We start from the raw sequence: 26,623 nt of genomic DNA, 5'->3' as shown, positions 1-26,623 counted from the left end.
TCTGTCGTGTCTTCGTCAATAGTTACTGAGACTGTATATTCCCTGATTTATCGATGTCTAATAAGAACCTTTGGCGCTCGTCGGCGGCTAGGTCCACAGTGCGGTCAAAGACATTGCTGTCGTCGGTTGCATCGACAGTGACTCGGATAGTGTGTTGTTTGTCGTCCATGTTTACGAATACGAGGTGCTGACCAGTCGGTTGCATTGTCTCGGTTGGCCTTTGGTCGGAATCTTGCTTCGTGCGAGCGGTCGTTTGCTTCGATGTCCTGTCCGGTGTATCGCTTTGTTCTTGAGTGAGACACCCGCCCAGGGTCATGACGATTGATCCAGAGTACAAGAGGAATCGTCTGCGGTTCACGATTCGATATTGACAACCGAGTAACAAAATCTTTCTGCGGGACTCCGGTATAGGCGTTAACCAGACTCTGTTCGGGAGAAGAGCTAGAATACTCGCTCATTTACGATTCCCATCTGAACCGGCGATTACAGCATACATATATCGAAGTACCATTTAAAATGGTTGTTCATGGGCTTGGTGTGGAATCGTGTCTGTGTTGGGTTTTCCGGGAAACCCAACACAGACGAACTTCCGCCCGAAATCGGAGCGAACGGTATAATATGCGGATATACGAAATTGGGTCGGAGGAGCTACTTCCGAATCACCACGTCGTCGAGGACGAGCATATCGAGTCCCATCGTGTAGAAGGCCCGGACCGCCTCTTCGACCCGGTTTACGATTGGTTCGCCGTTGTCGTTGAACGACGTGTTCAACAGGACGGGGACGCCGGTCAGGTCCTCGAACGCCGAGATGAGGTCGTAGTACTCGGGGTTCTGGTCCTCGTAGACGAGTTGCGGGCGGGTCGTGTCGTCGGCGGGGTGCAGAACCGCCTCGATTTCGTCTTTCCGGTCGTCCACCGGGTCGAACGTCTTTATCATGAACGGCGCGGAATCGACGCCTTCGAGGTAGTCGTCGGCCGCCTCCGCCAGCATCGACGGCGCGAACGGCCGCCACTCCTCGCGGTGTTTCACGTACTCGTTCACCCTGTCGAGCGACGACTTGCTCCGCGGGTCGGCCAGAATGCTCCGGTTGCCCAGCGCCCGCGGCCCCATCTCCATCCGGTTCTGGTACCACCCGACGAGTTGGCCGTCCGCGAGGGCCTCGGCGACTTCGCGGGAGAGGTTTTCGGGCGTATCGTAGTCGAGTTTGTTCCGTTCGAGAACGTCTCGTACCGTCTCGCCGGAGTACTCCGGTCCCCAGTAGACGTTGCGCATCTGCGGGACTTCACCGGGTTCGAACTCCAGTAGCGCGGACCCGAGGGCCGAACCGGGGTCGTTGGCGACGGGTTGGACGAAAACCGAGTCCACTTCGTCCATCTCCATCACCCGCTTGTTCATCTTGCAGTTGAGCGCGACGCCGCCCGCCAGCGCCACGTTGTCGGTCGAAACCTCCGGTAGGTACTCCCGGACGATTGCCTCGACGGTCTCTTCGAGGAACTGCTGGGCGGCGTACGCGAGGTCCTGATGCCAGTCGTCGTACTCGCCGCCCCTGTCGAGTGGGTCGCGGTCGAACAGGTCGCCGAGGACGTGTTCCATCTCCCGCGGGCCGTACTGGGTCAGTTCCGTCACGTCGTAATCGACGCCCGGCGTGACCAGCGACCGGAGCGTCTCCTCGATTTCCTCGTTGCGGTCGCCGTAGGGCGCGAGACCCATCACCTTCCCCTCGCCGTTGTTGAACCGGTAGCCGAGGAACTCGGTTATCCCCGAGAAGAAGAACCCGAGACTGTTCGGGAAGTCGTAGGTCCGGAGTTTTTCGAGACCCGACTCGCTGGCGTGCCAGACGACCGTCGAGTCGTCTTCGCCCGCGCTGTCGATGGTGACGACCAGCGCCTCGTCGAACCCGGAGGGGTAGAAGGCGCTGGCGGCGTGGGACCGGTGATGGCGGTGGCACCGAACCGGCGGGAGCGACGAGACGCCCAACGTCTCCCTGATAGCGTCCGCTATCTTCTCTTCTTGCTTTCCGGTCATGCACTCGACCACCTCCCGGACCTTGCGGTGCGCGACGTTCATCGCGTCCACTGCGTCGGCGGAGTCGCGCTTTCCCTTCCCCCTGATTCGCCCGTCGAACAGCGAGTCCATCTCCTCGAACACCCACGGGACGGTTATCGCGTCCACGTCTTCGAGTCCGCCGTCGAGGAAGGTCGTAGCCTCACGGAGGGCACCCGCCGGGAACGACCCCTGAGCGTGTTTCTCCCTGCTGAACCGCTCTTCTTCGGCACCGAAGACGACTTCGCCGCCTCGGACTACGACGACGGCCGGGTCGTGAAACCCGAGCGGCGTGAGTCCGGGGTTGATTCCAATGAACGCCATGATAATGTCTATTTGGCTACAAATTTAGTATCTTTTGGTTCGACAACAGAACAGAACGTCCGACGCCGAGACACCGACGCTACTTTTCATCAGGTATGGAAGCATATATATGAAATGAATTTAATCATCGGTAACATGAACTCATTGGTAACTGGTAATCGTTCACGGAGGGAGTCGCATGGACGGTGACAGGTCGATAAACCTCACCGACGGGGAACTGGTCAAACCCCTGTTGATGCTCTCGTTACCTATCGTCCTGACGAACATGCTTCAGGTCGGCTACAACCTCGCCGACACGTTCTGGGTCGGCCGACTCGGACAGGACGCGGTGAGCGCGCTCTCGTTCTCGTGGGCACTCATCTTCCTCGTCATCAGTCTCGCGGGCGGCTTCACCGTCGCGTGTACCGTTCTCGTCTCCCAGAACAAGGGCGCGGGCAACGAGGACCACGCCAACCACGTCGCGGGACAGGCCATCGCGTTCCTCGTCGGCCTGTCGGCGTTCACGTCGCTCGTCGGGTACGTCTTCGCGCCGACGCTCCTCACCGCGGTCGGTGCCACGCCCGGTTCCGCGGAGTACCAACTCTCGCTGGAGTACACCCGGACGATGTTCCTCGGTATCCCCTTCATGTTCGGCTTTTTCATCTTCCAGTCGCTCCTTCAAGGCTGGGGCGACACCAAAACGCCGTTCTATCTCATGACGTTCGGCGTCGTCCTGAACGTCGTCGCGGACCCGTTTTTCATCCTCGGATTCCAGAACAACATCCTGTTCGAGGCGCTCGGTCTCACCGGTCTCGAACAGTCGCTGTACGACGCGACTGGCTTCGCCGGGATGGGCGTCCAAGGCGCGGCACTGGCGACGATTGCCTCGCGCGGTCTGGGCGCAGTGATTGCGATGGGGATGCTCCTCTCGGGTCGCGTCGGTCTCAAACCGTCGCCCGGCGACTTCGTTCCCGACTTGGAGACGATTCGTGAGATGGTGAAAATCGGTGCCCCGGCCAGCGTCGAGGAGAGTACGCGGGCGGTCGGCGTGATGTTGCTCACGGCGCTAGTCGCCATCGTCGGCGACGACGCAGTTGCCGCCTACGGCATCGGCAACCGACTCACTTCACTCGTCATCCTGCCAGCAATCGGTCTGGCCCGCGGGACCGAAACCGTCGTGGGCCAGAACTTGGGCGCTGACCAAGTTGAGCGAGCGAAGCGAGCGGTCTACGCGAGTGCCGGAATCGTCGTCACAATCTTCGCCGTCGTGAGCGTCGTCGCGTTCGTCTTCGCCGAACCGATTACGAGCGCGTTCATCACCGGCGAGAACTCCGACGCGGTGATAGACCTCGGCGGCGACTACCTCCAAATCGTGGGCCTGTCGTTCGCGTTCCTCGGCATCTTCCGAATCGTGCAGGGTGGCTTCCGCGGAAGCGGGAGTACCCGCACCGCGATGATTTTCTCGATTCTCGCGCTCATCGTCTTCCGGATTCCGCCGGCCTACCTGCTCGTGGAGTTGGCCGACATGGGCGCGACGGGCGTCTGGTACGGCATCGCGTTCTCGAACGTCGTCATCGCCATCGTCGCCGGAGCGTGGTTCCTCCGCGGGACGTGGACCGATAACGTCGTGGACTCAGACGACCTCGGACCCGGCATGTCGATGCCCGACCCCGAACCGGAACCCGAACCCGACACCGACGACTGACGGCGAAGGCTATCGCCACCAGTCGCTTCGCCGGTCGGCGTATCCCGCATCGAGGAACGGCGGCGGGAGTTCGCTTCTCCCCTCGGCACCCAGCAAGTAGCCGAGACCGTACCCGACGTGCCACCCGACCGCTTCCCGGTCGAGTTCGGGCGAGAGGGTGACGGTCGAACCGACGAAGTACTCCACCGCACCGTCGCCGTCCACGTCGCGGCCGCGATACGAGAAACACGACGGCGAGTCGGGACCGCACTCGGAGTCGCCGAACCGGACAACCACGTCGGCGGCCGACCGACGCTCGACCCGCGTGAACGAGAGTTCTTCGGGAACCGTCCCGTCAGCGCCTCTCTCGTAGTAGGTCAGCGCGTGGCCGACCTGCTCGTCCACCGGATGGGAGACGCCCGACGAGTCCACGTAGACCGTGAGGTTCGCGGACCGCCACGCCAGCGGTCGGTCGGTTGCGTCCGGTCGGTCCACCGACACCCCGCCGGGGCATCTGCTCCCCATGATGTCGAGCGGTCGCTGGCAGTGGCGAATCCCGAGTACGTGGCCGAACTCGTGTTCGAGGGTGAGGAGCGTGGACCGGTCGTTGTGCCCGGTTTCGATTTGGACCGTCTCGGGCGGTTGCGGCCGGTAGGTCTCGTTCAGGACCGGCGCGCACCCGGCGACCGCCTCGGTGTGGCCGGAACACCGGACCGTCTCGGTGAACGAGACCACGAGGTCCGGGTTCTCGGCGTCGGGTCTCAACACGAAGTCGGCCGAGTACGCCGCGTACTCGTCGTCGTTGGCCTTCCAGTAGTCGAGCGCCGACGCGACGAGTCGTGACTCGTCGCGTCGGGTCCCCTCCGGCGCATCGACTGCGACGACCACGGTGTCGGTCGGCCACGGGCTCGCGGTCCGTTCCGCGCGTGGCACGGCAGTCGTCGGAGGGGACTCGCCGGTTGTCGGAACCGAGTCGCTGGTCGGCGTCGAGTCGTCCGTCGTCTGCGGTCCGTCTGCGGTCGGGCGGTCCGCCGTCGCGTCGTCGCCCGTCGTCGCGGTCGGCGCGCCGTCCGAACCGCCGTCGATAGGCGTCGGAATCTGCCCGGCGAACTGCCCGGCCACGCCGACGAGGGCCGCCACGAATGCGACCAGTAGCACTCCCCGCAGAATCTTCGTCACGACGCGGAGCAATCCGGTTACGAACCCCATCGAGACCTCCTATAAATCGACATTGGAAAACGTTGTTGGCTGGCGTCAGGCCGACTCGGTGGTCGTCTCGGTTGCGGTCCCGTTCTCCGCCTCGACCGATATTTGCACGTCGTCGCCGTGGAAATGGAAGTACTTGTCCGCGTGCGTGTACTTCTCCTTCGTAAAGTCTACGGGAGTCCCATCTACCGTGACGTTCAGGCTTCCGTGCGGGTGCGGGTGGTTCGCGGTGAAGTACCGTCCGGGCGTCGAGACGTTCGGGGTGTAGACGGTGACGAACACTTTGTCGCCGTCTTCGACTTCGTAGCTCTCGGGGTCATCGACTCACTGGCCGTTGACCTGATAGCTCACGCTGGTCTCGTTGCCGTCGCGGTACGTCGTCCCGGCCTGCGCCTCGGTCGTCGTCAGTTCCGTCGTCGTCTCTTCGCCCGCTGGCTCGCCAGTGAATCAGGCATAACTCGGAGACGGGAGCGGGAGACAATTATTATCGGCGACCTACGTCGTACTTAAGCGCGTCATAATTATCTCCGAGCGCGTCCAGCGACCGGACGAGAGATGTACGGAATCGCTCGCCGAAGCACCCGCCGAGAGGTCCACCCGAACCGAGGATGAAGGCGGACACGGTTCTCACGGCAGTCGTCGCGCTGTGCTGTGTTCTCGCCATCGGAGCTACCTCCACCACCCTCGACTCGACAGTCTCGACCGACCCCGAGGAAGTCACGGAGGTCGATTACGACGAGATACCCATCGGGACGGGACAGGCCAAGAACTTGGACGACGCCATCGACGGCGGCAAGTCGGGGTCCGGCGACTCGAACGGCGGGTCCGGGTCCGAGAGCGTCGGGGCCAAACCCTCCGACGACGGCCAGCGGACCGGCGCGAAGTCGAAACCCGACGACGGCCAGCGGAACAAGCGCGCCGGGAGCGGCGACGGGCAGAGACAGCAGAGCGCCGGAAGCGGCGACCGGCGAAATCAGGGCGGCGGGTCCGGGTCGAAGTCCCAGTCCGGTGCCGAACAGACCCTGCGGGAACCGAGTCTACTCGAACGACTCCTGTCTCTGCTCCGTGACCTGTTCGACCTCTTGCTCGGACTCTTGGCACTCCTCGTCCTGTTGGCAGTGGTCGCCGCGGCGGTCAGGTTCCGCGACCGACTGCTTTCGCGGGTCTCGTCGTCGCCGTCGCGCGACGGCGACGACGAGACCCGCGAACCCGACCCGCAGAACGAGATAGCGTCGGCGTGGTTCGAGATGGTCGAGCGACTGGACCTCGGGGACAGGCGCGACCTCACCCCGCGGGAGTGTGCGGCGGCGGCACGTCGTCGCGGCGTGGACGCCGACGCCGCACAGACGCTGACCTCGCTGTTCGAGGAAGTCCGGTACGGCGGCGCTCGCGTGACCGACGAGCGCCGCCAGCGCGCCGAGCGGAACCTCGACCGAGTTCGGTCGCAGTTGGAGGTTCAGCAGTGAAGCGATACCGCGTCGCCTCGGGCGCGTCGGGGGTCCTCGCGCTCGGAGTCGCGCTGACTCTCGGCGGCGGTCCCGCGGACGGGGCAGTCGAAGCGATGCTGACGGCGCTGGGCAACGACTACCTCGTCGTCGCAACCTTCGCGGGCGTGGGCCTGCTCGTCGCCGGGTCCGCCCTGATGTCGGGGCGGAGCGACACCCTCCGCCAGACCGAGACGCCGACGCCCGAGCGCCCGGTGACTGCGCCCGCGGCGGGCGACGGCGTGGACGAAGCGCTCGAAAGCAGGACCGCGCTCGCGCCGGTCGTCGGCGACGAGAGGCGCGAGCGACTCCGCGAGCGACTCCGAACCGCCGCCGTCGAGACGTGGGTCCGCCGCGGAGAGTGTTCCCGCGAGGAGGCCCGAGAGCGACTCGACGACGGGTCGTGGACCGACGACGACGAGGCGGCCTCGTTCCTCGCCGGTCGCGGGCCGGGCGTCGAACCGCGGATAGCGGCGCTCCTGCGGGCCGAACCGTGGAGTCGCCGCGGCGCGCGACGGGCGGTGGCGGCGATTGCGGAGCGGGAATCGGAGGACGCCGGGGACGAAACGGGGGGAGGACGGTGACGACGACCCGGCGCTGGCGAGGAATCGTCGCGGTGACGTTGCTCGTCGGCGGCGTGGGTCTCGCGGCCGACCGGCCCGACCTCGTTCTCGTGTCGGCCGTCGGGGTCGCGTTCGCGGTCTACCCGCGACTCTCGCCCGCGCCGCCAGCGACGCCGGACCTCGAAATCGACCGGCGACTGAGCGACCGCGCGCCGACGCCGGGCGAGTCGGTCGAAGTCACCGTCACCGTCCGCAACGTCGGCGACGACACCCTCTTCGACCTGCGCGTCGTGGACGGCGTGCCGCCCGCGCTGACGGTCACGTCGGGGTCGCCGCGATACGGCGGCCTGCTCCGACCCGGCGGGGAAGCGACGTTCAGCTACGCCGTGAGCGCCGAAGAGGGCAAACACGGCTTCGACCCCGCGACGGTGGTCGTCCGCGACCCGAGCGGCGAACACGAGGTAGAGACCACGGTGGCCGCCGAGACCGAAATCGACTGCGCCGTCGCCCGCGGGACGCCGCCCAAGCGGAACCTCGCCATCGAGGACGCGGGCGACCTGCTGACCGACGACGGCGGCGTCGGCATCGAGTTCCACCAGACGCGAGAGTACCGGCGCGGCGACTCGATGAGTCGTATCGACTGGAAACGGTTCGCCCGCGTCGGCGAACTCACGACCGTCGAGTACCGCGAGGAGCGGAGCGCGTCGGTCGTCCTGCTGGTGGACGCCCGGCCCGAGTCCTACCGAGCGCCAGCGGGAGAACCCCACGCAGTCGTCCGGAGCGTGGCCGCCGCACAGCGACTGACGGGCGCGCTCCTGACCGGCCGGAACCGGGTCGGGGTGGCCGCGCTCGGCCGCGAGGACTGCTGGTTGGCCCCGAGCGCCGGGAGCGACCACGAGTCGCGGGCGATGCGACTGCTCGCCACCCACCCCGCGCTGGCCGCCGCGCCCCCCGGAGAGGACGCCGGGCCGCCAATCGACGACCAAATCGCCCGCATCCGGCGTCAGTTGCCGCCGAACGCGCAGGTGACGCTGTTCTCGCCGCTGTGCGACGACGGCGCGGCGACGGCCGCACACAAGTTGGAGGCTCACGGCCACAGCGTGACGGTCGTGAGTCCCGACGCGACCGGCGGCGAGTCGCCCGGCCGAAGGCTGGCGACGACCGAGCGGACCAACCGAATCGCGTCGCTCCGGCGGAGCGAGATTCCGGTCGTGGACTGGTCGGCCGACGACGGACTCGCCGCGGCGGTCGCAAAAGCCGGGGAACGGGGGCGCTGTGACGGAGAAATCGGTAGCGCGCGACGGCGCGTCGGTCGCCGTTAGACGGCGACCGACGCGTCCGAGTGCCGCGCTCGCGGCGTTCGCGCTCGCTCTCGGCACCGTTCTCGTCGGCGGTCCCGGCGGTCCGGCGGTCGGCGTCGTTCTCGCGGGTCAAGGGGCGATGGCCGTGGGCGACGAACTCCGGTCCCGAGGGCGGCGATTTCTGTCGTTGCTCGCGCTCGGCGTCGGCGGCGTCGTCGCGCTTCTCGGCGTCCCCGCGGGCGCGGTGATGGCTGGCGACCTGCCCGGCATCCTGCGGGCGCTTCCCGGTCTTCTCGGGGTGTTCCTGCTCGGCGTCGGACTGGTCCCACTGCGGGGTCGCGGGTCGCGCAGACTGGTGAAACTCGGCGCTGGACTCGTCTTGGTCGGGGTACTGGTCGCGGGAATCTTCCGGGCGGTCCCGGCCGGGACACTCGTCGCTGGCGCGGCGGTGGCCGTCGTCGGGTGGGACATCGGCGAACACGCCATCAACGTCGGCGAGCAGTTGGGCCGGGCCGCCTCGACGTGGCGCACCGAGGGCGTCCACGCGGTCGGCGCGGGCGTGGTCGGCGGCGGGGCGGTCCTGACGGGCGAACTCGTGGACGGGGTGGGTTCGACCGGTCTCTCTCTCCCGGCGCTCGCACTGCTCGTCCTCGCCATCGTCCTGCTCAGCGTGGCACTCCACGAGTAGGCGAGCCAGTTCCTATCGAAATTAGTATACAGTATTATAGGTTAGTATTTCGCGCGCGAGAAGCGGCGATAGCCGAGACAGGCAGAGCGCGCTCTGTGCGCCGGAGTCGCGTTCCGCGGCTACGCTCGCCGTTCGACCGTCGGCACCGACACCGCCGAGAGGATGTCACCGACCACCTCGTCGCGGGTCGTCTCCTCGACGCGGGCGTCCGCGGTCAGCACGAGTCGGTGGGCCACGACCGGGCGAGCGACCGCTTTCACGTCGTCGGGGACGACGTACTCCCGGCCGTCGAGTAGCGCGCGAGTCCTCGCCGTCTCGAAGAGCCGTTGAGTGCCCCGCGGGGAGACGCCGACCTGCGTCCGTGCGTCCGAGCGCGTCTCGCGCGTGATGTCCACGACGTACGACATCACGTCGCGGTCCACCTCGATTCGCTCCACGAGCGACTGAATCGTCTGGAGCGTCGTCGCGGGCCTCCATGATGGCCCGGAGCTGAGTCGCGTCGTACGGCGGAAAGACGAACTCGCGTTCGCAGAGACTCGACTTGACTCGCTCGTCCATCCGGTCTTTGTACTTGATTTTGTTGCTGATTCCGATAGTGCCGAGTTTGCAGTGGCCGAGTTTGTCCGCGAGAGTTGCACGAGAATCGCGTCGTCTTCGAGTTGTCGATTTCGCCGAGGATGATGACCACCACGTCGTACTCGCCGTCGAGAATGCGCCAGAGTCGCTTGTAGTAGGTCGAGGTGGAGATGCCTTTTCCGGATGGAGATGTCGGTATCGTCGGTGTTGAGACTGTGCGCGATGGTCTAGACGGCTTTCGTCTCGGTCGTGTCTTGGGCGCAATCGACGTAGGCTCTGCCGACGGTGATGCCGTCGCGCGCCGCCTCGGGGACGAGTTGCCGCGAGACGTGTTTCGCACGGAGTGATTTGCCGGTGCCGGTCTTGCCGTAGAGGAGGACGTTGCTCGGGGACTGGCCGAAGAGCGCCGGATTGAGCGCGTTCGCAAGCGATTGAATCTCGTCGCCGCGGCCGACGATACGGTCGTCGTCGTCGGGAAGGTGGTTGATTTCGAGGAGTTCCTCGTCGGCGAAGATTAGGTCTTCCCGAGAAAAGAGGTCGTTGAAGTCACTCATTGACACCACGTTTCCAGTGAATCGGTGCCAGCGTTTCTGGGTCGCACGACTCCGAAACGCTGGCACTCGTCCCACCCACCCAAAATGCGAATTTCACTGGAAACGTGGTGTGTCTCTTTTCGTTCACTACAACCTACAGTTTCCGCCCTTCGCCATTCACCTCTTACTCGATTTTCATTTCTTACTCGACTTTCACCGGCCGTCTTGAACGAGAGGTGAATTCTCGTTCGTACAACCCGGTCGGCCACAGACACCAGCGTCGTCGCCAGCGCGCTCGACGCCCGCGTCGAGTTGGTGTAGCTCCCACGTCGCTTCGTGGCCCGTCTCCGTGCGGTGGTCTTCGATGCAGGACCGTGCTGTCCCGAGTTTTGTGAACGTCTCTTCGAGACCGCAGTCCGGACACGTCACCGTCGCGCGCTTGCTCGCCATCGGTCGAAACGACCACTGCTATCTACATAATCCCGTTGGGTTCTTCGGTCGTACTGACCGAGGAATCAGTCGCTATCGAGCGATAGAACACAGAACAGAGATACAGAACACGGGACAGCGATAGGAGAGATGAGAGACAGAGATGGGCCAATCGCGCCTCTCGAAGAACTCTTTGCGGCGATTCTCGTTACTCGGGTTCGACGAGTTCGAGGACGTTTCCGTCGGGGTCGTAGAAGTAGGCGACCCGCGACTTGACGGTGCCGACCGACTTGGGTTCGCCGAGGAACTCGACGCCCTTGTCGGTCAGTTCCTCGTACTTCGCGTCGATGTCGTCCACTTCCCAGCAGAAGTGGTCGTCACCAACGTCGATGGGCGACCGCATCGCGTTGATGCTCTTGTTCGAGGGCTTGTCGATGGACTTCAGTTCGAACTTCATCCCGTTTCCTTCCAGAACCGCGAAAGTCCCCTCGACTCCTTCCACGCCGAGGAGTTCTTCGTGGTGGTCGCTCAGCTCCTTTTCCTCCCGTAGCAACTCCAGTCCGAGAACGTCTCGATAGAATTCGATTGAACGCTCGATGTCGGACACGTTGACTCCGTAGTGGTGGGCAGGTCCTACGACCATATCTGATACCACAAATTTCGACGACTTAAATTATTCGCTCTAAAATTATAACTGTAAAAAGAAACGTCTCGAATAAATATCCTGGGGAGGTGTACTGGGTAACGTCTGTCACGAACCCGTCTGAACCCGGTAGCGACTATTCCGAGCCGGTGAACGCACCCGAACGGCACTTCTCGCAGAAGGTCTGTATCAACCTCTTGCCGGGCGGGGTCAGGATGCTCTCGGGGTGGTACTGGATGCCGATGTGGGGTTTCGACTCGTGACGGACGCTCATCACGATGCGGTCTTCCTCCTCGCCTTCGGTCTGTCCCGTCACTTCGAGCGAGTCGGGGAGCGACCCGTTTTCGACCGCCAGCGAGTGGTACCGGCCGACGCGGATAACCTCGTCCAAGTTCTCGTAAATGCCCTTCCCGTCGTGGGTGATTTGAGATGGTTTCCCGTGGACGACTTCGGGCGCGTGGCCGACCGACGCGCCTTCCGCCGCACACAGAGCTTGGTGGCCCAGACAGACGCCGAGTGCGGGAATCTCCGTCTCCTCGAAAATCGGGATGGAGACGCCCGCGTCTTGGGGTGTACCGGGTCCGGGAGAGACGACGATTCCGTCCGGGTCCATCTCTCGAATCTCTTCGACATCGATGGCGTCGTTTCTTCGCACGACGATTTCTTCGGCGAACTCACCGATGTACTGCACGAGGTTGTACGCGAACGAGTCGTAGTTGTCGATGACCAGAATCATTGTTCGTCACCCACTTCGAGTTCGAGTTCGGTTTCGTCGTCTAAGGCGTCGCTGATGGCGTTGATGAGCGCGCGCCCTTTGTCCAGCGTCTCGTAGAACTCCGAAACCGGGTCCGAGTCGTGAACGATTCCCGCACCGACGCGGAGGTAGTAGTTGTCGTGTCGCCGAACGAGCGTCCGAATCGTCATGTTGAGGGTCGCTCGCTCGTCGAACCCGATGACACCGATGCTCCCCGTGTAGGGGCCGCGTCGGGTCGATTCCACCTCGTCGATGATTTCCATCGTTCGCGGTTTCGGCGCGCCGGTAATCGTTCCGCCGGGGAAGACGGCACAGATAGAGTCGGGAATCGTCTTCTCCGGGCGGCGGGTCCCTTCGACAACCGAAACCGTGTGGATGACCTCCGAGTAGCGGTCGATGCGCCTGTAGTCGGTCACTTCCACGGACCCGTATTCGGCGACTTTCCCGAGGTCGTTTCGTTCGAGGTCCACGAGCATCGCGTGTTCGGCGTGTTCCTTCTCGCTCGACAGCAATTCGTCTTCGAGTTCTTCCTCCTCTTCGGGCGTCTCGCCGCGCGGTCGGGTGCCTGCAATCGGTTCGGTGACAAGTCGGTCGCCCTCGCAGTGGAGGAGCAACTCGGGGCTGGTACTCACTAGGTCCACACCGGGGAACTCCAGAAGCCCCGAGTACGGTGCCGGGTTCACTTCGCGGAGGGCGTCGAACACTTTGACGGGATGGACCGCGGCGGGTCCGGAGAGTCGTTGAGAGATATTTCCTTGGAACGTGTCGCCCTCTCGGATGTAGTGTTTCACCTTCCGAACGCTGTCGGCGTACTCTTCTTTCCCGGCCTCGCTCTCGAACGTAACCGAACTGTCAGATTTCGGTGGCTCTACGCCCGAGTCGCCGCTGTGAATCTTCTCGACGTGGTTTTCGAGGCGGTTACGCGCAGTGGCGTATCTCGATGCGAAGTCGTCGCCCGGACTGACCTCCGGACAGCACGTAACTCGCAGTTCTGTTCGGTCGGCGTCTCCCGTGTCCTCCCACGCGGTAACTAAGTCGTAGACGCCGAACTGGAGCCGCGGGAGGTTCCGGTCGTCTTCGGTCGTGTCCGGGAGGTCTTCTATCTCTCGGGCGATGTCGTACGAAAGCCACCCGAACGCGCCGCAGGGATACGGCACGTCGCAGTCGCCACGGACGAGTCGCTCGTCGTCTAACAGGGTATCGAGTTGGTCGAAACTATCGGGTTCGTCGCTGGAGTTCGTGACCCAGTATTCCGGTTCGACGCCGAAGTACCCCCAACCGTCCTGTTCTCCGGTCGTTTCGAGATACACTCCGTCCGGACCGTCGCGTGCGTTTCGATACGCGACGTAAGGGTCTTCGACTGTCGTCCGAACTTCGACCGGAATTCTGGCCGGTTCGTCTGGACTAGCCGCCAACGAGGTGAATTCGTTCTCGGTCGTAACTGCAAATGTTTTATCCGACATGTGTTTAAACCACTAGTGCCGCGGCACTCATCGAATCAATTAAAGCACAGCAATAATAATTGTTTTCATATCTGGATATTGATTGCGAAAATAACATTACTCTCGGAGCAGATTTTTGAACTGCTCCTACTTTACCGATGAATTTTACAAACTTAGAAGACCGTATCTAAACATACGTTCAAAAACTACGCTCACGTATCGGTAGCGTACTTTCAGAGAAAACTGGCTTGACTCTAACTATCTCTAACCGTAACGCGGAGTCGATTCTCCGATAATTTTTCTACAACCGAGCCGAGAAGTAAAATACAAGTGACATACGAGCCTATAAATGTATAGCTGGGAGAATCTAATCATGAGTGAGTTACTGTACTACGTCGATGGGGAGATAGTTCCCGCGAGCGAAGCCACCGTGTCGGTAAACGACCGGGGATTCAAATACGGGGACGCGGCGTTCGAGACGCTTCGCGCGTACGACGGGGACCCGTTCGAGTGGGACCGACACTACGACCGACTGCAACGCACCTGTGACCTCTTGGGTATCGACCACGACTACGGGTCGGCGGACCTTCGACAGGCGATTCGGGAGACGCTGGAGGCTAACGGGTTCTCGGAGTCGTACGTCAGACTCTCTGTCACCCGCGGGGTCCACTCCGGAAAGTTGAGTCCACCGGCCGACAGTTCCCCGACGCTCGTGATACTCGTCTCGGAACTGCCTCGAAGCGGTAGGAAGGGCGAACCCGTCTGGGACGGGCCTGCCGAAGTCGAGACGGTCGAGACCACTCGCATACCCGACTCGGCCGTGCCGTCGGCCGCCAAGACGCACAACTACCTCAACGGAATCCTCGCCCGAAGCGAGTCCGACGCGGACGAGACGCTCATGCTCGACCAAGCGGGGAACGTCACCGAAGGTGCCACTAGCAACCTCTTCTTCTGTACCGACGGTGTGCTGAAGACTCCCTCGCTCGACGGGCCGGTTCTCCCCGGCATCACTCGGGAAGTCGTCCTCGAACTGGCAGAAGAGCGGGGCATCGAGGTCGAAACCGACAGTTACACCCCCGATGACTTGCGTGACGCCGACGACGCCTTCCTGACGAACACGACGTGGGAAGTCCGTCCGGTTTCGAGTCTCGACGGCCAACAGTTCGAGCGTAGCGCGACAACCGAAACGATTCGGGACGCGTTCGACGCGCGCGTCGAATCGGAGTACGAAGAGTAGCTTCGACCGGTCGCTCGTCCCGTCGAGTTTACTCGACGGCGACGTACACGGTTTCGTCCTCTACGAACACGGGATACGTTTCGACGCACATGTCGTCCATGTGTGCGTGTTCGCCCGTCGTGAGGTCGAACTCGAATCCGTGCCACGGACAGTACACGTTGTCACCCTCGACTTTTCCGTCGCCCAACGGACCTCCTTGATGAGGACACGTGTTCTCGATAGCGTGCAGTTCGCCTTCGGAGAGGAAAACGGCCACGTCGGTTCCCGCCACGTCGATTATTTGCCCCTCGCTGTCTTCGAACTCGTCTCGCTCGCCTACCGGCACGGCCGATGATTCGTCCATGTTACTACCCTGAGTCAACGGGATGAAAAAATTATTGCTCTGTCGAAGTTCATCCCGTATCGAAACCGACGCTCGACGCTCGCTAGACGGTCTGTGTACGGGAGAAATTCTCTAGCCTTCTGTCGAATCGAACGGTTATTTTCGCTGAACTCCGGTAGACTTTAGTGCAGTCTACTAGTCAATATAATTATGGACTCGGAACTTGAAGACATCACCGTCTACGATACGGAAGTGCACTCGATGACGACGCACAAGGACCTGTTCCCGTATCTCGACGAAGACGTTCGGGAGCGGGAAAAAGCGGGGTACATGGCTCATCCCGAACGAGGACCGCTTCCGTGGGACGGGTGGGACCGGTCTGCCGGGGGGCGCATCCAGTGGACGCCACATCCCGTGTCCAACCCCGAGGAGTACGAGGAGAAGCGAAAGGAGTTCGGCGTCGATGTCGTCGTGTACTCGCCGGGGCAGTTCAAGCTCACTCAGATTCCGAACGCCGAGAAACGAGTCCACTACATGTGGGCGCTCAACGAGTACCTCGTGGAGCGATTCGCCGACCCCGAAAACCAGAACTTCGCCAAACTACTGGCAATTCCGGAGCATCCCAAAGAGAGCGCACGCATCATCGAAGAGTACGGCGACGAACCCGGAGTCGCGGGCATCTTCATGATAGACGTTGGCCCGCAGTATCCGCTCGGCCACCAGCAGTACGAACCGATGTACGAGGCGGCCGAGAATCAGGACCTCCCGATTTTCCTCCACAGCGGTAGCGGACTGTACCCGGCGTTTCCGACCCGTGACCTCAACGTGGAGACGTTCATGGAGTACCACACGCTGACCCACCCGATGGCGAAGATGTGGCACGCGACGAGCATCATCGCTCGAGGGATTCCGGAACGCTACGACATCGACTGGTGTTTCCTCGAAGCGGGCGTCTCGTGGATTCAGTTCCTCCGCACCCGGATGGACCGCGAGTACATCGAACGGCCCTCGGACGCGCCCGAGATGAACAAACTGCCGAGCGAGTACCTGAGCGACTTCTACTACGGACTCCAACCGCTCGAAGAGCAACCCCGAAAGCCCGAGGACCTCCAGACCATCATCGAGATGAACGACCTCGAAGACCAGTTGGTCCTCGCCACGGACTACCCCCACATGGACTTCGACGCTCCGGCGTCGGTGTTCGACCACGAAGGACTTACCACCGAGCAGAAGCGCAAAATTGCGCAGGACAACCCGCGCGAACTGCTCAATCTGTAAGCGCCGCCGGTCCGCGGTCCGGACTTTCCCGACGCGCGATAATCAGATAGTCTCGCAGTCCCGATAGTGGCGGATACGAGCGCTAAAACGGTCGCTCGGTTGCTATCACAACAAAAATATAGAATAAAAATTAGTTCAATCCGTAGATTATTTATGCATAGTGTAGTGTGGTCAAACACATGAACTCCAGCAGTTACGATGTTATCGGGATTGGGCTTGGTCCGTTCAATCTCAGCTTAGCGGCGCTTATCGACGGGACTGACGAGGAAATCGACGCGTTATTCCTCGAACAGAAGTCGGAGTTCAGTTGGCACGGCGACATGCTCATCGAGGGGTCGGCGCTCCAGAGTTCGTTTATCGGTGACCTCGTGACGCCCGCCGACCCGACGAACCCACACAGTTTCCTGAACTACCTCCGCAAGCACGACCGATTCTGGGAGTTCTTCAACTACGAGAACTTCCACATCCCGCGCAGAGAGTACGACAAGTACTGTAAGTGGGTCTCGACCCGTCTCGATAGTTGCCAGTTCAATCGGCGCGTCGAGTCGGTCTACGACACCGGCGACGGCAACTTCATGGTCAAGGCCCGAGACCCCGAGACCGGCGAGGAAACCAAGCATCGGTGCGACGACATCGCTCTCGGCGTCGGGTCGCGTCCGTTCGTCCCCGAAAGCCTCCGCGGACACCCGAGCGACGACGTTTTCCACACGTCGCTGTATCTGGACCAGCGCGAACGCTGTCTCGAAGCCGATTCGATTACCGTCGTCGGGTCGGGACAGAGTTCGGCCGAGATTTTCCACGACCTGCTGAAGCGACAGGAGAAGGCCGACTACCGACTCGACTGGTTGACTCGCTCCGACGGATTCTACCCGGTCGACCCGTCGAAACTGACGCGCGAACTGCGGACGCCCGACTACATCGAGTACTTCTACGACCTGCCCAAGGAGACGAGCGACGACCGGGTTGCACAGCAAGACCTGCTGTACAAGGGCATCTCGCCCTCGACGAGTGCGGCCATCTTCGACACCCTCTACCGGCGTTCGATTCACGGCGACCCCGACATCGGCATGCTCTCGAAGACCGAAGTCGAGGACATCGAGGCGAGAGACGACGGGCGGTACCGACTCACCTGCAACCAGTGGGAAGAAAAAGAGCGGTTCCAGCACGACAGCGAAGTCGTGATTCTGGCGACGGGCTACCACCGCCCGACCCCCGAGTTCTTGGACCCCATCGAGTCCAGCATCGAGTTCACCGAAGACGACCAGTTCCAAGTCGACCGCGACTACACCGTCGAAACCGACGGACTCGACGGGACGCTCTTCGTCCAGAACGGCGCACTGCACGCCCACGGCTTCAACATCGCGGACCTCTCGCTGGGCGCGTACCGGAACGCTCTCATCGTCAACCAACTCCTCGGACGCGAGGAGTACTCGGTCAACGGCGGGTCGCGCTTCCAGAGTTTCGGCACCGACCAGTTCCTCGAAGAGTCGCCGAACAGCGAACCGATTTCCGACGACTAGACCGACCGCATCCGGTCGGTTCGATTTCTCCGAGCCGCCGCGCTTCTGCTACAACCGCTGTGTCACTGCCCAGAGGACGCCGACGAGACCGGCCCAGAGGACCGCACCGCCGACACCGACCGCGAGGAGTCCGTCGGTGCCGACCAGTCCGAACCCGGCCCAGACGAGGACACCGGCCCCCGCGAGACCGTTGATGGTCATCCCCTCGACGGGAATCGGTTCGTCCCGGACCGTCTGGACGGCGGCGTACGCGCCCAGAACCAGCGCCGCGAGGTAGAACACGAGTCCGACGAGTCCGCCGGGAGTCGTGAAGACGGTCAGACCGGGGACGAAACCGCTGTCCGCGCTGGCCGAGAGCGTCGTCTGCCGGTCAGTTTCCGTCTCGCTGGCTTGCGTCGTCGCGTTCGCGGTCGTTTCGTTCGTTGCCGTTTCGTTCGTTGCCGTCGCGTTCTGCACGTTCACCGTGACCGTCGCGGGCGCTTCGCTCTCGACCCCCATCTCGTCTTCCACGAGTAGGGAAACCGTCTCCGTGCCGTTCGTCTCGAACGAGGCGGAGACGGCGGGTTCCGCGACGGTCCGTCGCTCGCCGCCGACGACGAACCGATAGGACGCGACGCGTCCGTCGGCGTCGCTCGACTCGACACCGGAGAGGCGGACTCGCTCGCCGACTACCGCGGGTCGCGGCGAGACGGTGAGGTTCGCCGTCGGACGGTGACGCCGCGGTCCGAACGGCGACGACGCCATCGGGACGAAATCGACCCACCCGCGGCGCGTCACGACGAGGTCGCCGGTCCCCTCCGGGTGAATCGACGCGTGTGTCGGGCCGTCGGGTGCGCCCCAGTAGTTTCGCTCGGCGACGACGGTCCGGGTCGTGTTGACGAGCAGGCGGGTCGTCGAGTTCACGTCGACGAGTCCGCTGACGTTCACCACCATCCCTCGGTCGTGGCCGTACACGTCGTTGTCCCGGACGACGACGCCCGAGCGCCGGTCGTCGTCCTTCCCAAGCGTGACCCCGGTCGGGATGTCGTCGGGGAGCGCCTCGACTGCCAGCGCGCTGTCGTCGCCCCGCCGGATGTGGGCACCCTCGTCGGGTCTGAGGACGACCGTGTAGTCGTCGCCGGGTCTCCGTTCGAGACTGAACTCGACCATCCGCTCGTCGATTAGCTCTGCGAGTCGCGGGTCCACGCTCCCGGCCTCGAAGATTGCGCCAGCGTCACCCTCTTCGACCACGATTCCGGTTCCGGGCCGGTAGCCGGGGGAGCCGACCGGCGGACCGTCGCCGTAGGTGTTGTGGACGACGGTGTTGTCGAGGATTCGCGCACCGAGCGACCCCGAGACGCGGACGCCGTAGGCGTTCGCGGCCACGACGTTCTCGGTCACGGAGAGTCGTCCGGCGTGGGTCAGCTGGCTATCGAAGCGCAGGCCGACGCCCGCGTTATCGAGAACGCGGTTCGCCGCCACCGAGACGTTGTGCATCACGGTGTCCGTCCAGATGGCGAGTCCGTCGCCGCGGTTCTCGGCGAGTCGGTTGTCCGCGATGCGACTCTCCTCGACCCGGTGGCCTTCCAGCACCATCCCAGCCTCGCCGTTCGCCGTAATCCGGTTGCCTCGGACCTCGAACCCGGCGAGTCGCGCGTCCTCGGCGACCACCGAGACGCCGCGCCGGGCGTTGTTCGCGAACGTGTTGTTCAGGACCGTCAGCGACACGTCTTGGTCGAAGTACCGGGCGTCGTGTCGGACGCGGAGACCTGTCGTGCTTCGCGCGACGGTGTTGGAGGCGACGGTCACGCCGCCGACGTTGCGGTTGCTCGCTACGAAGGCGATGCCAGCGTCGGCACCCGAGACGTTGTTTTCTCTGATTTCCAAGCTCTCGACCTCCTGCGTGGCGACTCGGAGACCGTCGGCCTCCTCACCGAGCGCGGAGATGTCGTTTCCGTCGAGGACGACCGAACCGACTCGCTCGCCGCGGACCGCGACGGCGGTTCCGCGCACGTCGGCGAACGAGTTCCCGGCGATTCGAAGCCGCCGGGCGGCGTCCGCGGCGACGAACACGCCTCGGTCTCCGATGGCGTCGAAGGTGGTGCCGGTTATCGAGAGTCGTCCGGTGCGACTCGGTTTCGCGTCCTCACTGCCGAATCGCTGGCCCGCCGACGAGTAGATGTCGAACGGAATCCGGGTCCCCGCGGTCTGTTCGACGCCCGCCCGCTCGAAACTGACCGCGACCGGGTACGTGCCGTAGGTTTCCGGGTTGGTCACGCCGCCGTAGATTGCGACCAGCGTGGCTCCCGCCGGAACCGTGACCGAGCGGTTGAACCGGATTCGGAAGGCGTTGCTTCCCGGATGGCCGACGGTTCGGACCGCCGGTTTCAGCGACCGGTCCACTCGCTCGTCGCCGTCGGTGTCGATACCGAGGCGCTTGATGGACCCACGTTTCACTCCGCTTGCGTTTCCGTGCCCGCGGTAGCCGACTCGGAACGAGTCCATCGTCACGTCGGCGACGAACGTCGCCGTGGCTCTGTGCATCGTCTGCTCGCCGAGGTCGTTCGACTGGGCGGCCACGTCCGATTCGCGGACGGTCCCCGTGCCGGGGGTCAGTGCGACCGCTCGCTCGCCGATTTCGGCGAACGCCGAGTCTTCGACCGTAATCTTCGGCGTGTTCGACGTGTCGGCGACGCGAATCCCGTTCCGCTCGACGTTTCGGACCGTCGTCTCGGAGAGTGCGATTTTTCCGGCACCGCTGGCGACGGTGATTCCGTTCGTCGCTCGCTCTATCGTGACGTGCGACAGCGAGAGTCGGGAGTCCGACGCGCCGTCGTACTCGATGGACGCCCAGCGAATCTCCGCGGGTGCCTGCGGCGCGGTGGTGAACGTGACGGGTTCGCTCGCAGTTCCCTCGGCGGTCAGGTTCCCCTCGACAGCAATCGTGATGTCCTCGGCGGACTGGACGACCGCTCCGGGTTCGATGCGGAGCGTGGTCCCCTTCTCGACGGTCACGTCCGCGGCGATTCGGTAGGGACCGCCCGCCGCCGTCCACGTCGTATCTTCGGAGATGTCGTCTTCGACGTACATCAGGTCGCTACTCCCGGCGACAATCGTGACTCCCGCCGAAAGTCCGAGGCTCAACACGACAAGAGTCACGATAATTTCCCGATTCGATACGTTTCTCACACTGGCTTTTCAGAGATACGAGGCATAAATCATGCCCTTCGCGGTACCCGCGGGCGGAACGGGGGACGACTCACTCGGTCTCTACCGTCCACCAGTGTTACTAGACAGTATTATTGGTCAGTATTACTAGATAGTGTTACTGATTAGTGTCACTGTTCAGTCTGACTGATTCGTCTGACGGAGATTTTTATGCGCCGGGTGTGACCCACCAGTCGATGATTTCGTACACCGTCTAGAGCGAAGCGGGCGGGGTCGGCAAGACGACCCACTCGGTCAACCTCGCGGCGGCGCACGCCCGCCGCGGTCAGGACGCTCTCGTCATCGACATGGACCCGCAGGACGGCGGACTCACCCACCACTTCGGCGCGGAGGACTACCGCGTGGACCCGGAGGTAGACAACCTCGTGCGCCACCTCGTGGAGCGACCTCCACGACTTGGTTCGGCGCGTCGAGGACTCCATCGACCACTGTTCGTCCAGTCCGACACCGACGACGAAGAAGAGGGCGCGCGCCGCAATCTCGAAGACCGGTTCGAGGACGGACTCTACAAACTCGACGCGTGTGAGGCCATCTACCTCGCGGGGATGCGCAACCTCGACGCCGCCGAGGCGATTCTCCGCGAATGGGGCTACGACCTCTGACTCCCGGTTCGGACCGCTACCAATGGTCTATAGATTGGTAAAAATTTTCTAAGGCAATGTTTTTATTTCTTTAATATCTATTTTTCGTTCTCCGCGCCCCCGCCGTCTCGGTCCGCGAACAGTCCTTCCAACTCCTCGCGCATCTCCTCGCGCCGTCGCTTCCGTCGTTCGTCGGCCGAGAGGTAGTTTCTCAGCACGACCGAGGCGTCCGAACTTCCCTGCTCGCGCGCGACCGCAGACACCCGCTCTGCCACGCGTTCGACCGCGCGCGTGTACGTGGTGTACCAGAACCGCCGCCCGAACTTCGGCGTCGGCGTCCCGCCGTCCACCGTCACGTCGGCGTCGTCGGCGATATTCTTGAACCGACGGCGCACCGTCTCGGTCGTGAGGTGGCCCGCCGCGGCGGACGACGACGGGAACAGGTAGCCGTTCCACCCCTCGCGGTCGGTCAGCGTATCCAGACGCTCGCGGAGTACGTCGAGACCGGCGAGCATCGTCACGGTCCCCGGCCCGTTCTTTCGCTCGCCTTCGCCGAACTCGATGTAGGGGTCGTCGCTCGGGTCGAGCGAGTCGGGCAGTTGGTCGTCGCGGAGCGCCGCGACTTCGCTCGGGCGCAGGCCCCACCCGCAGACGCCCACGACGAGCAACCGGTCGTCCTGCGCGTCGGCCGCCTCGTAGAGCGCCCGCACTTGGTCGGCGTCGAGACTCGGGTTGTCCCAGTCGGGCGTCTCGTCCCACCCGAACCGCTTTTCGAGTTTTTCGGTGGGGTCGTACTGGGCGGGACCGAACGCGAGTTGGTGGCTGTAGAACTGCCGGACCTCTTGGGCGTACTTCTGCTTGGCGGGGAGGGTGGTCAGCGCGTCATCGCGCCGCCGCAACACGTCGAAGGTGTCGGCCACGCGGTCCATCTCGGCGGACTGCTCGGCGGCGTCCAGAAGCGGCGAAAGCAGGTCGTCGGCGTCGTGGGCCTGCCGGTACGCCCGGAGGTACTGCCGGAGGATGGACCGGCGCGTCGAGACGGTGGCTTCCGCCCGGCCGCGCCGGTCGGCGAGTTCCGCGAGGTAGTCCTCGACTGCCTCGCGGGTCGCGTCGTGGTCCACGAACCCGAACGGCGACGGGTCGTCGTCGCCCTCCGGCGGAATCCCGCGCTCGTCGTAGAAGTCGCCGGGCGAGAGGTCGAACGACCGCTTCAGGTGCTTCACGAACCCCGGATACTCCCGATTCAGCCACCGATAGCTCGGCGTCTCGGCGTCGGGATTGCGACCCTCGACCCGCATCGCCGGGGCAATCTCGTCCCAGTAGTACTGTTCGCAGTCGTCTCGGTCCATCGTCGCGTAGCGTGTCTTCGACATGGTGTTGTAGCGGAGGAGGCGGGCGTCTCGAAACCGTCCCCGCGGGAATCGGCGGGTAGCGGCCGCACGTCGCCGACCCTCGATTTCGTGCGCCCTGTTTTCGACGGGTAGAGCGTTTCATTCGGCTTACTTAGTAGTTGTCGTGTAATGTTTTCTCCGCAGGAAACCCAGAACAGACACGAGTCGACACCAAATCCATTAACAACCATTGTAAATCATATACCAATATATCGAAGGTAGGGACCAGTAGACGCGACTTTGAATGAGCAAAACCGTCTTTCCGGCGATTCTTTCGGCCGAAATCGGCGGGTAAGCAGTAGAAGTTAACAGTCGAAGCGGTGAGCGGCGGGGGAGAACAGCGGAAACGTAGGGGCGAAGGCATAGCTACCGCTACCGACTCGGCGGTCTCGGTCGGAATGCAGTAAGGTCCTCAGCCGACACCGAACTCGCGGCGGATGAACGCGACGACGCGAGAGAACGAAACGACATTCGCGGTTTTTAAACCCGATGAGGCGAAGTCAGGTATTAGACCCCACAACAACTTTTATACAATGGCCTGAGTGGCTGTTGGTATGTCCGACGATAACGACAGCAACACGGGTAAGACGATTGGTGGAGCCGCAATTGGAGCCACAATCGGAAGCGTGGCCGGACCCGCAGGAACCGTCGCAGGCGGTGTCATCGGAGCTATTCTCGCTGCGGGAGATGAAGACTACGACCACAATGTACTCGTAACAGAAACCTTCGACACGGCCACTAACGCCACACCCTCGGATACGTCAGTCTATGTCGATCACGTTGAGCCACCGGGTGCCGCTGGGAATCCGGACGGCGAGTTAGACGGCGTAAGTCACGTACCCGACGTTCTCGTACAGGGGTTCGCCGCACCGAACACCATCATCGAGGTTGAGACGCCTACCGCGATTGCCAACGACCCAGATCACATCCTTGACCAGTTGGACGACTTTCGAGTGCCGAGCTACCAGCGCATTCTCGTAGTCCCTGAGCCAGTCGTTGAGGATGCAACCAGGTTCGTCGAAGAAACAGTTGAAGGGCCGGTGGACGTTGCAACCCCTGATTCGGTAAGCAAGTACCTCTAACTGGGTAGTTCGAGATCAGAGTTCGGTGGATTCGACACCGGAAGTGCCGTCGCGAACGAACCTCCGTCGCTGATTGCGAGACTACATCTGGACGTGGACAGAGACCTACGACAGCTGTGGCCGCAGAGAGTTGGTGAGAAGATTAGGATTCGACGAGTTTCACGATTTCTCGTTGCATCGTACTGCCGATTGGGATGTTTGCGAGGCGGCTGTCGAGGCCGACGGATTGGAGGATGAGGTTTGAGTCGTCGAGGAGGGAGAGTTTGAGGTATGTGCCTTCGCGGTAGCCGTCGCTCGTCCGGTCGATGTCGATGATTTTCAGGGTTTCGTACTCTCGGAGTTGGTCGGTGATTCGTTTCTGGCCGAGTGCGTCAACGTCGATGGCTTGTGCGAACGCACGGTAGACGCGGTACATCTCGGTCGCTTTGAAGTACGAGTGGTCGGTGAACTCGTCCATCGCGGCGAGCGCCGCGATAGCGATTTTCGCTTGTGTTGGACAGCCACGGATGAGGTCGCGGATGCGAGTGACTTCAGCGTCGTCGTTGGCCGACCGGACGTGTTCCTCGCGGACTTCGCTGGCGTCTTCATCACGAGCGATTTCGCCCGAGAGCCGGAATAAGTCGAGCGCTCGGCGTGCGTCTCCGTGTTCTTGTGCGGAGAACGCAGAGCAGAGTGGGATTACGTCGTCGGAGAGGACGCCGTCTTTGAAAGCGTCGCGGCGGCGTTCGAGGATTTCGCCGAGTTGGTTGGCGTCGTAGGCTGGAAAGACGATTTCGTCGGGGGAGAACGAGCTTTCGACGCGGGTATCGAGTCGGTCGCCGTATTTCAGGTCGTTGCTGATGCCGAGGACGGTCATTCCGGCGTCGATGTCGTCTTCTTCGCCCGCGCGCGAAAGTTGCATGAGGAGTTTACTGTCGTCTGCTTCTTCGGGCGGCATGCCGGATTTGAGTTCGTCGCCCGGTGCGAGTCGGTCGATTTCGTCCAAGACGACGATAACGGCGTCGTAGAGTTGGTTGATGATGTCCCAGAGTCGGTCGTAGTACGCGCCAGTGGCGATTCCGGAGGCGGGAACGCTGACGTTGGTTTCGTCCGGCTGGTTGAGGGATTTTGCGAGGTTGATGACGGTCTGGGTTTCGGAGCGTCGTTGTCCACAGTCGACGATTGCGCGGCCGACCCGCACGTCGTTTTCTCGGGCGCGTTGTTCGACTTCGCGGCTGACGTAGCGGGTGACGAGTGTTTTTCCGGAGCCAGATTTGCCGAGGAGAAGTGTTCCTTTGCCGGAGCCGCCGTCGATCGTTGATTTGAGGCGGCGGGCGACGGTTTCGATTTGGCGGTTTCGGCCGACGATTTTGTTTTGGTTGGGGACGTGGTCGATGCGGAGGAGGTTTTCGTCAGCGAAGATAGGGTCTTCTTCGTTGAGAACGGAGAGAGGGTCGTCGCGTTGTTCGGTTCTGGAGTGGGCGACGGCCCCGTGTTCGGCGGCGTATTCGCCGAGTGTTCGTTGGTTGAGACTGTCGGCCATACACCGGATTTCAAATGAAATGGCCTTAGTGGCACTGTCTAGTTTACCTCCTCAACCGGTGTGTGTTCATCGAGTGCTTGGTGGGGTCGCTGGAAGTTATAGTAATGGACGAACGACACAAGCCACTGGCGGACGCTCAGCCGACTGCCCACCCACGACGAATGGAAGCGGTCAATTCTCATTTTGAGGGTGTGAAACCACTTTTCGATGTGGTTTCGGTCAACATATTCAAGGTGACCGCTCAATCCTAATCGAGAGAGGGCAGTCAGATAGCCTGCGCCATCGACCAGAAACACCGCCTGTGAGCAATCGTGTTTCTGGGTGAGACCGTGGAGGAACGCAGCTGCCGGATTGGTGCCTCGTCGTCCAAACAGGACAACATCGAGCAGCACCTTTGTTTCGAGGCCGATTGTAGCGTACACCCAAGACCACTCGCCGTTAATCCGGACAGCGGTCTCATCAACTGCGACCCGCGTCGGCGTCGCCGACGGCGGGTCGCCGACGCTGTCACCCAGCCGATGCACCCAACCCCAAACCGCTCCATGCGTCCGTTCAACGCCTAATAATCCGAGAATCGCTGCTGTTTCTCTAAGCGAACATCCGGCAGCGTGGAGCCGGACGGCGAACGCCTTGACGGGAGTCGCCGTCCGCTCGCGCTGCCAACATTCAAGAGTCGCGGTGTCTAACGTCTCTCTGAGCAGGTCTGAGAGTAGCATGAATCACTAGCTCTTCGACCTGCTCGCTCCTTAACTAGACAGTGCCTATTTTGACCAGAAGAACTCGGTAATAACCAGTACAGAGCACACATCGAATAGAGCGATGTGAGAACCAATC

23 protein-coding genes and 2 pseudogenes are annotated in these 26,623 nt (G+C 62.6%); 11 read left to right on the top strand and 14 right to left on the bottom strand.

Annotation, left to right across the window (positions count from 1 at the left end; all coding sequences use genetic code 11):
* Nucleotides 1–648: 648 nt before the first annotated feature.
* Entirely contained in the window at nucleotides 649–2,367 is a 1,719-nt protein-coding gene (locus P2T60_RS20735) for a carbamoyltransferase family protein (protein ID WP_276282741.1), read from the bottom strand.
* Between the two features lie 178 nt (nucleotides 2,368–2,545).
* Between P2T60_RS20735 and P2T60_RS20730 the strand changes: the two genes are divergently transcribed.
* On the top strand, nucleotides 2,546–4,051 hold the full coding sequence (locus tag P2T60_RS20730; protein ID WP_276282740.1) for an MATE family efflux transporter: 1,506 nt from the start codon (nucleotides 2,546–2,548) through the stop codon (nucleotides 4,049–4,051).
* A gap of 9 nt (nucleotides 4,052–4,060) precedes the next feature.
* Here P2T60_RS20730 and P2T60_RS20725 read toward each other — a convergent pair whose 3' ends face one another.
* Nucleotides 4,061–5,239 carry a hypothetical protein gene (locus P2T60_RS20725; RefSeq protein ID WP_276282739.1) on the bottom strand — a complete coding sequence of 393 codons (1,179 nt, stop codon included), beginning with the start codon at nucleotides 5,237–5,239 and terminating at the stop codon, nucleotides 4,061–4,063.
* A 45-nt stretch (nucleotides 5,240–5,284) separates the two neighbouring features.
* On the bottom strand, nucleotides 5,285–5,518 hold the full coding sequence (locus P2T60_RS20720) for a hypothetical protein (RefSeq protein ID WP_276282738.1): 234 nt from the start codon (nucleotides 5,516–5,518) through the stop codon (nucleotides 5,285–5,287).
* Between the two features lie 326 nt (nucleotides 5,519–5,844).
* On the opposite strand from P2T60_RS20720, the gene P2T60_RS20715 reads away from it, so the two are divergent.
* Genes P2T60_RS20715 through P2T60_RS20700 form a run of 4 tightly spaced genes read left to right on the top strand, consistent with a single transcriptional unit; the run spans nucleotide 5,845 to nucleotide 9,272 of the window.
* Complete coding sequence (locus P2T60_RS20715) at nucleotides 5,845–6,702, top strand: DUF4129 domain-containing protein (RefSeq protein WP_276282834.1); 858 nt, start codon at nucleotides 5,845–5,847, stop codon at nucleotides 6,700–6,702.
* Nucleotides 6,699–7,304, top strand: coding sequence for a DUF7269 family protein (locus tag P2T60_RS20710; protein WP_276282833.1), 606 nt, complete (start codon nucleotides 6,699–6,701; stop codon nucleotides 7,302–7,304). Before P2T60_RS20715 ends, P2T60_RS20710 begins: the two co-directional genes overlap by 4 nt.
* Entirely contained in the window at nucleotides 7,301–8,605 is a 1,305-nt protein-coding gene (locus P2T60_RS20705; protein ID WP_276282832.1) for a DUF58 domain-containing protein, read from the top strand. The genes P2T60_RS20710 and P2T60_RS20705 overlap by 4 nt, the downstream gene beginning before the upstream one ends.
* Entirely contained in the window at nucleotides 8,559–9,272 is a 714-nt protein-coding gene (locus P2T60_RS20700; RefSeq protein ID WP_276282831.1) for a DUF7519 family protein, read from the top strand. Before P2T60_RS20705 ends, P2T60_RS20700 begins: the two co-directional genes overlap by 47 nt.
* A 119-nt stretch (nucleotides 9,273–9,391) precedes the next feature.
* Here the strand turns inward: P2T60_RS20700 and P2T60_RS21945 are convergent, their stop codons facing one another.
* The 6 genes and pseudogenes from P2T60_RS21945 to P2T60_RS20675 all read right to left on the bottom strand — a co-directional run bounded on the left by P2T60_RS21945 (nucleotide 9,392) and on the right by P2T60_RS20675 (nucleotide 13,670).
* Nucleotides 9,392–9,709, bottom strand: a complete 318-nt coding sequence (locus tag P2T60_RS21945; protein WP_382208704.1) for an AAA family ATPase — start codon at nucleotides 9,707–9,709, stop codon at nucleotides 9,392–9,394.
* A gap of 4 nt (nucleotides 9,710–9,713) precedes the next feature.
* Nucleotides 9,714–10,402: pseudogene (locus tag P2T60_RS20695) on the bottom strand (AAA family ATPase); the annotation flags it as partial.
* Between the two features lie 192 nt (nucleotides 10,403–10,594).
* Nucleotides 10,595–10,831, bottom strand: coding sequence for a DUF7542 family protein (locus P2T60_RS20690; protein WP_276282830.1), 237 nt, complete (start codon nucleotides 10,829–10,831; stop codon nucleotides 10,595–10,597).
* 187 nt (nucleotides 10,832–11,018) lie between these two features.
* Nucleotides 11,019–11,453 (bottom strand): VOC family protein, encoded by a 435-nt coding sequence (locus tag P2T60_RS20685; protein ID WP_276282829.1) that lies wholly within the window; start codon nucleotides 11,451–11,453, stop codon nucleotides 11,019–11,021.
* Between the two features lie 136 nt (nucleotides 11,454–11,589).
* The gene (locus P2T60_RS20680; protein WP_276282828.1) at nucleotides 11,590–12,189 is read right to left on the bottom strand and encodes an anthranilate synthase component II; all 600 of its coding nucleotides are present in this window, start codon (nucleotides 12,187–12,189) and stop codon (nucleotides 11,590–11,592) included.
* Nucleotides 12,186–13,670 (bottom strand): anthranilate synthase component I family protein, encoded by a 1,485-nt coding sequence (locus tag P2T60_RS20675; RefSeq protein ID WP_276282827.1) that lies wholly within the window; start codon nucleotides 13,668–13,670, stop codon nucleotides 12,186–12,188. The genes P2T60_RS20680 and P2T60_RS20675 overlap by 4 nt, the downstream gene beginning before the upstream one ends.
* Nucleotides 13,671–14,022: 352 nt before the next feature.
* On the opposite strand from P2T60_RS20675, the gene P2T60_RS20670 reads away from it, so the two are divergent.
* Nucleotides 14,023–14,886 carry an aminotransferase class IV gene (locus P2T60_RS20670; RefSeq protein WP_276282826.1) on the top strand — a complete coding sequence of 288 codons (864 nt, stop codon included), beginning with the start codon at nucleotides 14,023–14,025 and terminating at the stop codon, nucleotides 14,884–14,886.
* 28 nt (nucleotides 14,887–14,914) lie between these two features.
* Here P2T60_RS20670 and P2T60_RS20665 read toward each other — a convergent pair whose 3' ends face one another.
* Nucleotides 14,915–15,229: a Rieske (2Fe-2S) protein gene (locus tag P2T60_RS20665; protein WP_276282825.1), complete on the bottom strand. Its 315-nt coding sequence runs from the start codon at nucleotides 15,227–15,229 to the stop codon at nucleotides 14,915–14,917.
* Nucleotides 15,230–15,418: 189 nt separating this feature from the next.
* On the opposite strand from P2T60_RS20665, the gene P2T60_RS20660 reads away from it, so the two are divergent.
* Complete coding sequence (locus tag P2T60_RS20660; RefSeq protein WP_276282824.1) at nucleotides 15,419–16,486, top strand: amidohydrolase family protein; 1,068 nt, start codon at nucleotides 15,419–15,421, stop codon at nucleotides 16,484–16,486.
* A 179-nt stretch (nucleotides 16,487–16,665) separates the two neighbouring features.
* A complete protein-coding gene (locus P2T60_RS20655) occupies nucleotides 16,666–18,006 on the top strand; it encodes a lysine N(6)-hydroxylase/L-ornithine N(5)-oxygenase family protein (RefSeq protein WP_276282823.1) in 1,341 nt (446 codons plus the stop codon).
* 48 nt (nucleotides 18,007–18,054) lie between these two features.
* Here P2T60_RS20655 and P2T60_RS20650 read toward each other — a convergent pair whose 3' ends face one another.
* Complete coding sequence (locus P2T60_RS20650) at nucleotides 18,055–21,174, bottom strand: right-handed parallel beta-helix repeat-containing protein (RefSeq protein ID WP_276282822.1); 3,120 nt, start codon at nucleotides 21,172–21,174, stop codon at nucleotides 18,055–18,057.
* A 215-nt stretch (nucleotides 21,175–21,389) separates the two neighbouring features.
* Here P2T60_RS20650 and P2T60_RS22015 point away from each other — a divergent pair.
* Nucleotides 21,390–21,617 (top strand): annotated as a pseudogene (locus P2T60_RS22015) (ParA family protein); the annotation flags it as partial.
* Nucleotides 21,591–21,815 (top strand): DUF7970 domain-containing protein, encoded by a 225-nt coding sequence (locus tag P2T60_RS22010; RefSeq protein ID WP_465261647.1) that lies wholly within the window; start codon nucleotides 21,591–21,593, stop codon nucleotides 21,813–21,815. The pseudogene P2T60_RS22015 and the gene P2T60_RS22010, both read left to right, overlap by 27 nt.
* Before the next feature lie 77 nt (nucleotides 21,816–21,892).
* On the opposite strand, the gene P2T60_RS20640 is transcribed toward P2T60_RS22010, so the two are convergent.
* Entirely contained in the window at nucleotides 21,893–23,167 is a 1,275-nt protein-coding gene (locus P2T60_RS20640; protein ID WP_276282821.1) for a tyrosine-type recombinase/integrase, read from the bottom strand.
* 572 nt (nucleotides 23,168–23,739) lie between these two features.
* On the opposite strand from P2T60_RS20640, the gene P2T60_RS20635 reads away from it, so the two are divergent.
* Nucleotides 23,740–24,267, top strand: a complete 528-nt coding sequence (locus P2T60_RS20635; protein WP_276282820.1) for a hypothetical protein — start codon at nucleotides 23,740–23,742, stop codon at nucleotides 24,265–24,267.
* Between the two features lie 142 nt (nucleotides 24,268–24,409).
* Here the strand turns inward: P2T60_RS20635 and P2T60_RS20630 are convergent, their stop codons facing one another.
* Both P2T60_RS20630 and P2T60_RS20625 read right to left on the bottom strand, forming a co-directional pair.
* Entirely contained in the window at nucleotides 24,410–25,789 is a 1,380-nt protein-coding gene (locus tag P2T60_RS20630) for a Cdc6/Cdc18 family protein (RefSeq protein WP_276282819.1), read from the bottom strand.
* 38 nt (nucleotides 25,790–25,827) lie between these two features.
* Nucleotides 25,828–26,505, bottom strand: a complete 678-nt coding sequence (locus P2T60_RS20625; RefSeq protein WP_276282818.1) for an IS6 family transposase — start codon at nucleotides 26,503–26,505, stop codon at nucleotides 25,828–25,830.
* Nucleotides 26,506–26,623: the final 118 nt, after the last annotated feature.

The organism is Halorussus caseinilyticus, assembly GCF_029338395.1.
Taxonomy (GTDB): Archaea; Halobacteriota; Halobacteria; order Halobacteriales; family Haladaptataceae; genus Halorussus; species Halorussus caseinilyticus.
Note: the sequence above shows the minus strand (reverse complement) of the source record. Positions and strands in the feature narration are given on the sequence as shown.

Bases quoted from the DNA above. Each gene is read 5' to 3' on its own strand.
- P2T60_RS20630 (WP_276282819.1), bottom strand. From the start codon at position 25,789: ATGGCCGACAGTCTCAACCAACGAACACTCGGCGAATACGCCGCCGAA.
- P2T60_RS20635 (WP_276282820.1), top strand. From the start codon at position 23,740: ATGTCCGACGATAACGACAGCAACACGGGTAAGACGATTGGTGGAGCC.
- P2T60_RS20690 (WP_276282830.1), bottom strand. From the start codon at position 10,831: ATGGCGAGCAAGCGCGCGACGGTGACGTGTCCGGACTGCGGTCTCGAA.
- P2T60_RS20640 (WP_276282821.1), bottom strand. From the start codon at position 23,167: ATGTCGAAGACACGCTACGCGACGATGGACCGAGACGACTGCGAACAG.
- P2T60_RS20655 (WP_276282823.1), top strand. From the start codon at position 16,666: ATGAACTCCAGCAGTTACGATGTTATCGGGATTGGGCTTGGTCCGTTC.
- P2T60_RS20675 (WP_276282827.1), bottom strand. From the start codon at position 13,670: ATGTCGGATAAAACATTTGCAGTTACGACCGAGAACGAATTCACCTCG.
- P2T60_RS20625 (WP_276282818.1), bottom strand. From the start codon at position 26,505: ATGCTACTCTCAGACCTGCTCAGAGAGACGTTAGACACCGCGACTCTT.
- P2T60_RS20660 (WP_276282824.1), top strand. From the start codon at position 15,419: ATGGACTCGGAACTTGAAGACATCACCGTCTACGATACGGAAGTGCAC.
- P2T60_RS20735 (WP_276282741.1), bottom strand. From the start codon at position 2,367: ATGGCGTTCATTGGAATCAACCCCGGACTCACGCCGCTCGGGTTTCAC.
- P2T60_RS20670 (WP_276282826.1), top strand. From the start codon at position 14,023: ATGAGTGAGTTACTGTACTACGTCGATGGGGAGATAGTTCCCGCGAGC.
- P2T60_RS20725 (WP_276282739.1), bottom strand. From the start codon at position 5,239: ATGGGGTTCGTAACCGGATTGCTCCGCGTCGTGACGAAGATTCTGCGG.
- P2T60_RS20685 (WP_276282829.1), bottom strand. From the start codon at position 11,453: ATGGTCGTAGGACCTGCCCACCACTACGGAGTCAACGTGTCCGACATC.
- P2T60_RS20715 (WP_276282834.1), top strand. From the start codon at position 5,845: ATGAAGGCGGACACGGTTCTCACGGCAGTCGTCGCGCTGTGCTGTGTT.
- P2T60_RS20665 (WP_276282825.1), bottom strand. From the start codon at position 15,229: ATGGACGAATCATCGGCCGTGCCGGTAGGCGAGCGAGACGAGTTCGAA.
- P2T60_RS20730 (WP_276282740.1), top strand. From the start codon at position 2,546: ATGGACGGTGACAGGTCGATAAACCTCACCGACGGGGAACTGGTCAAA.
- P2T60_RS20680 (WP_276282828.1), bottom strand. From the start codon at position 12,189: ATGATTCTGGTCATCGACAACTACGACTCGTTCGCGTACAACCTCGTG.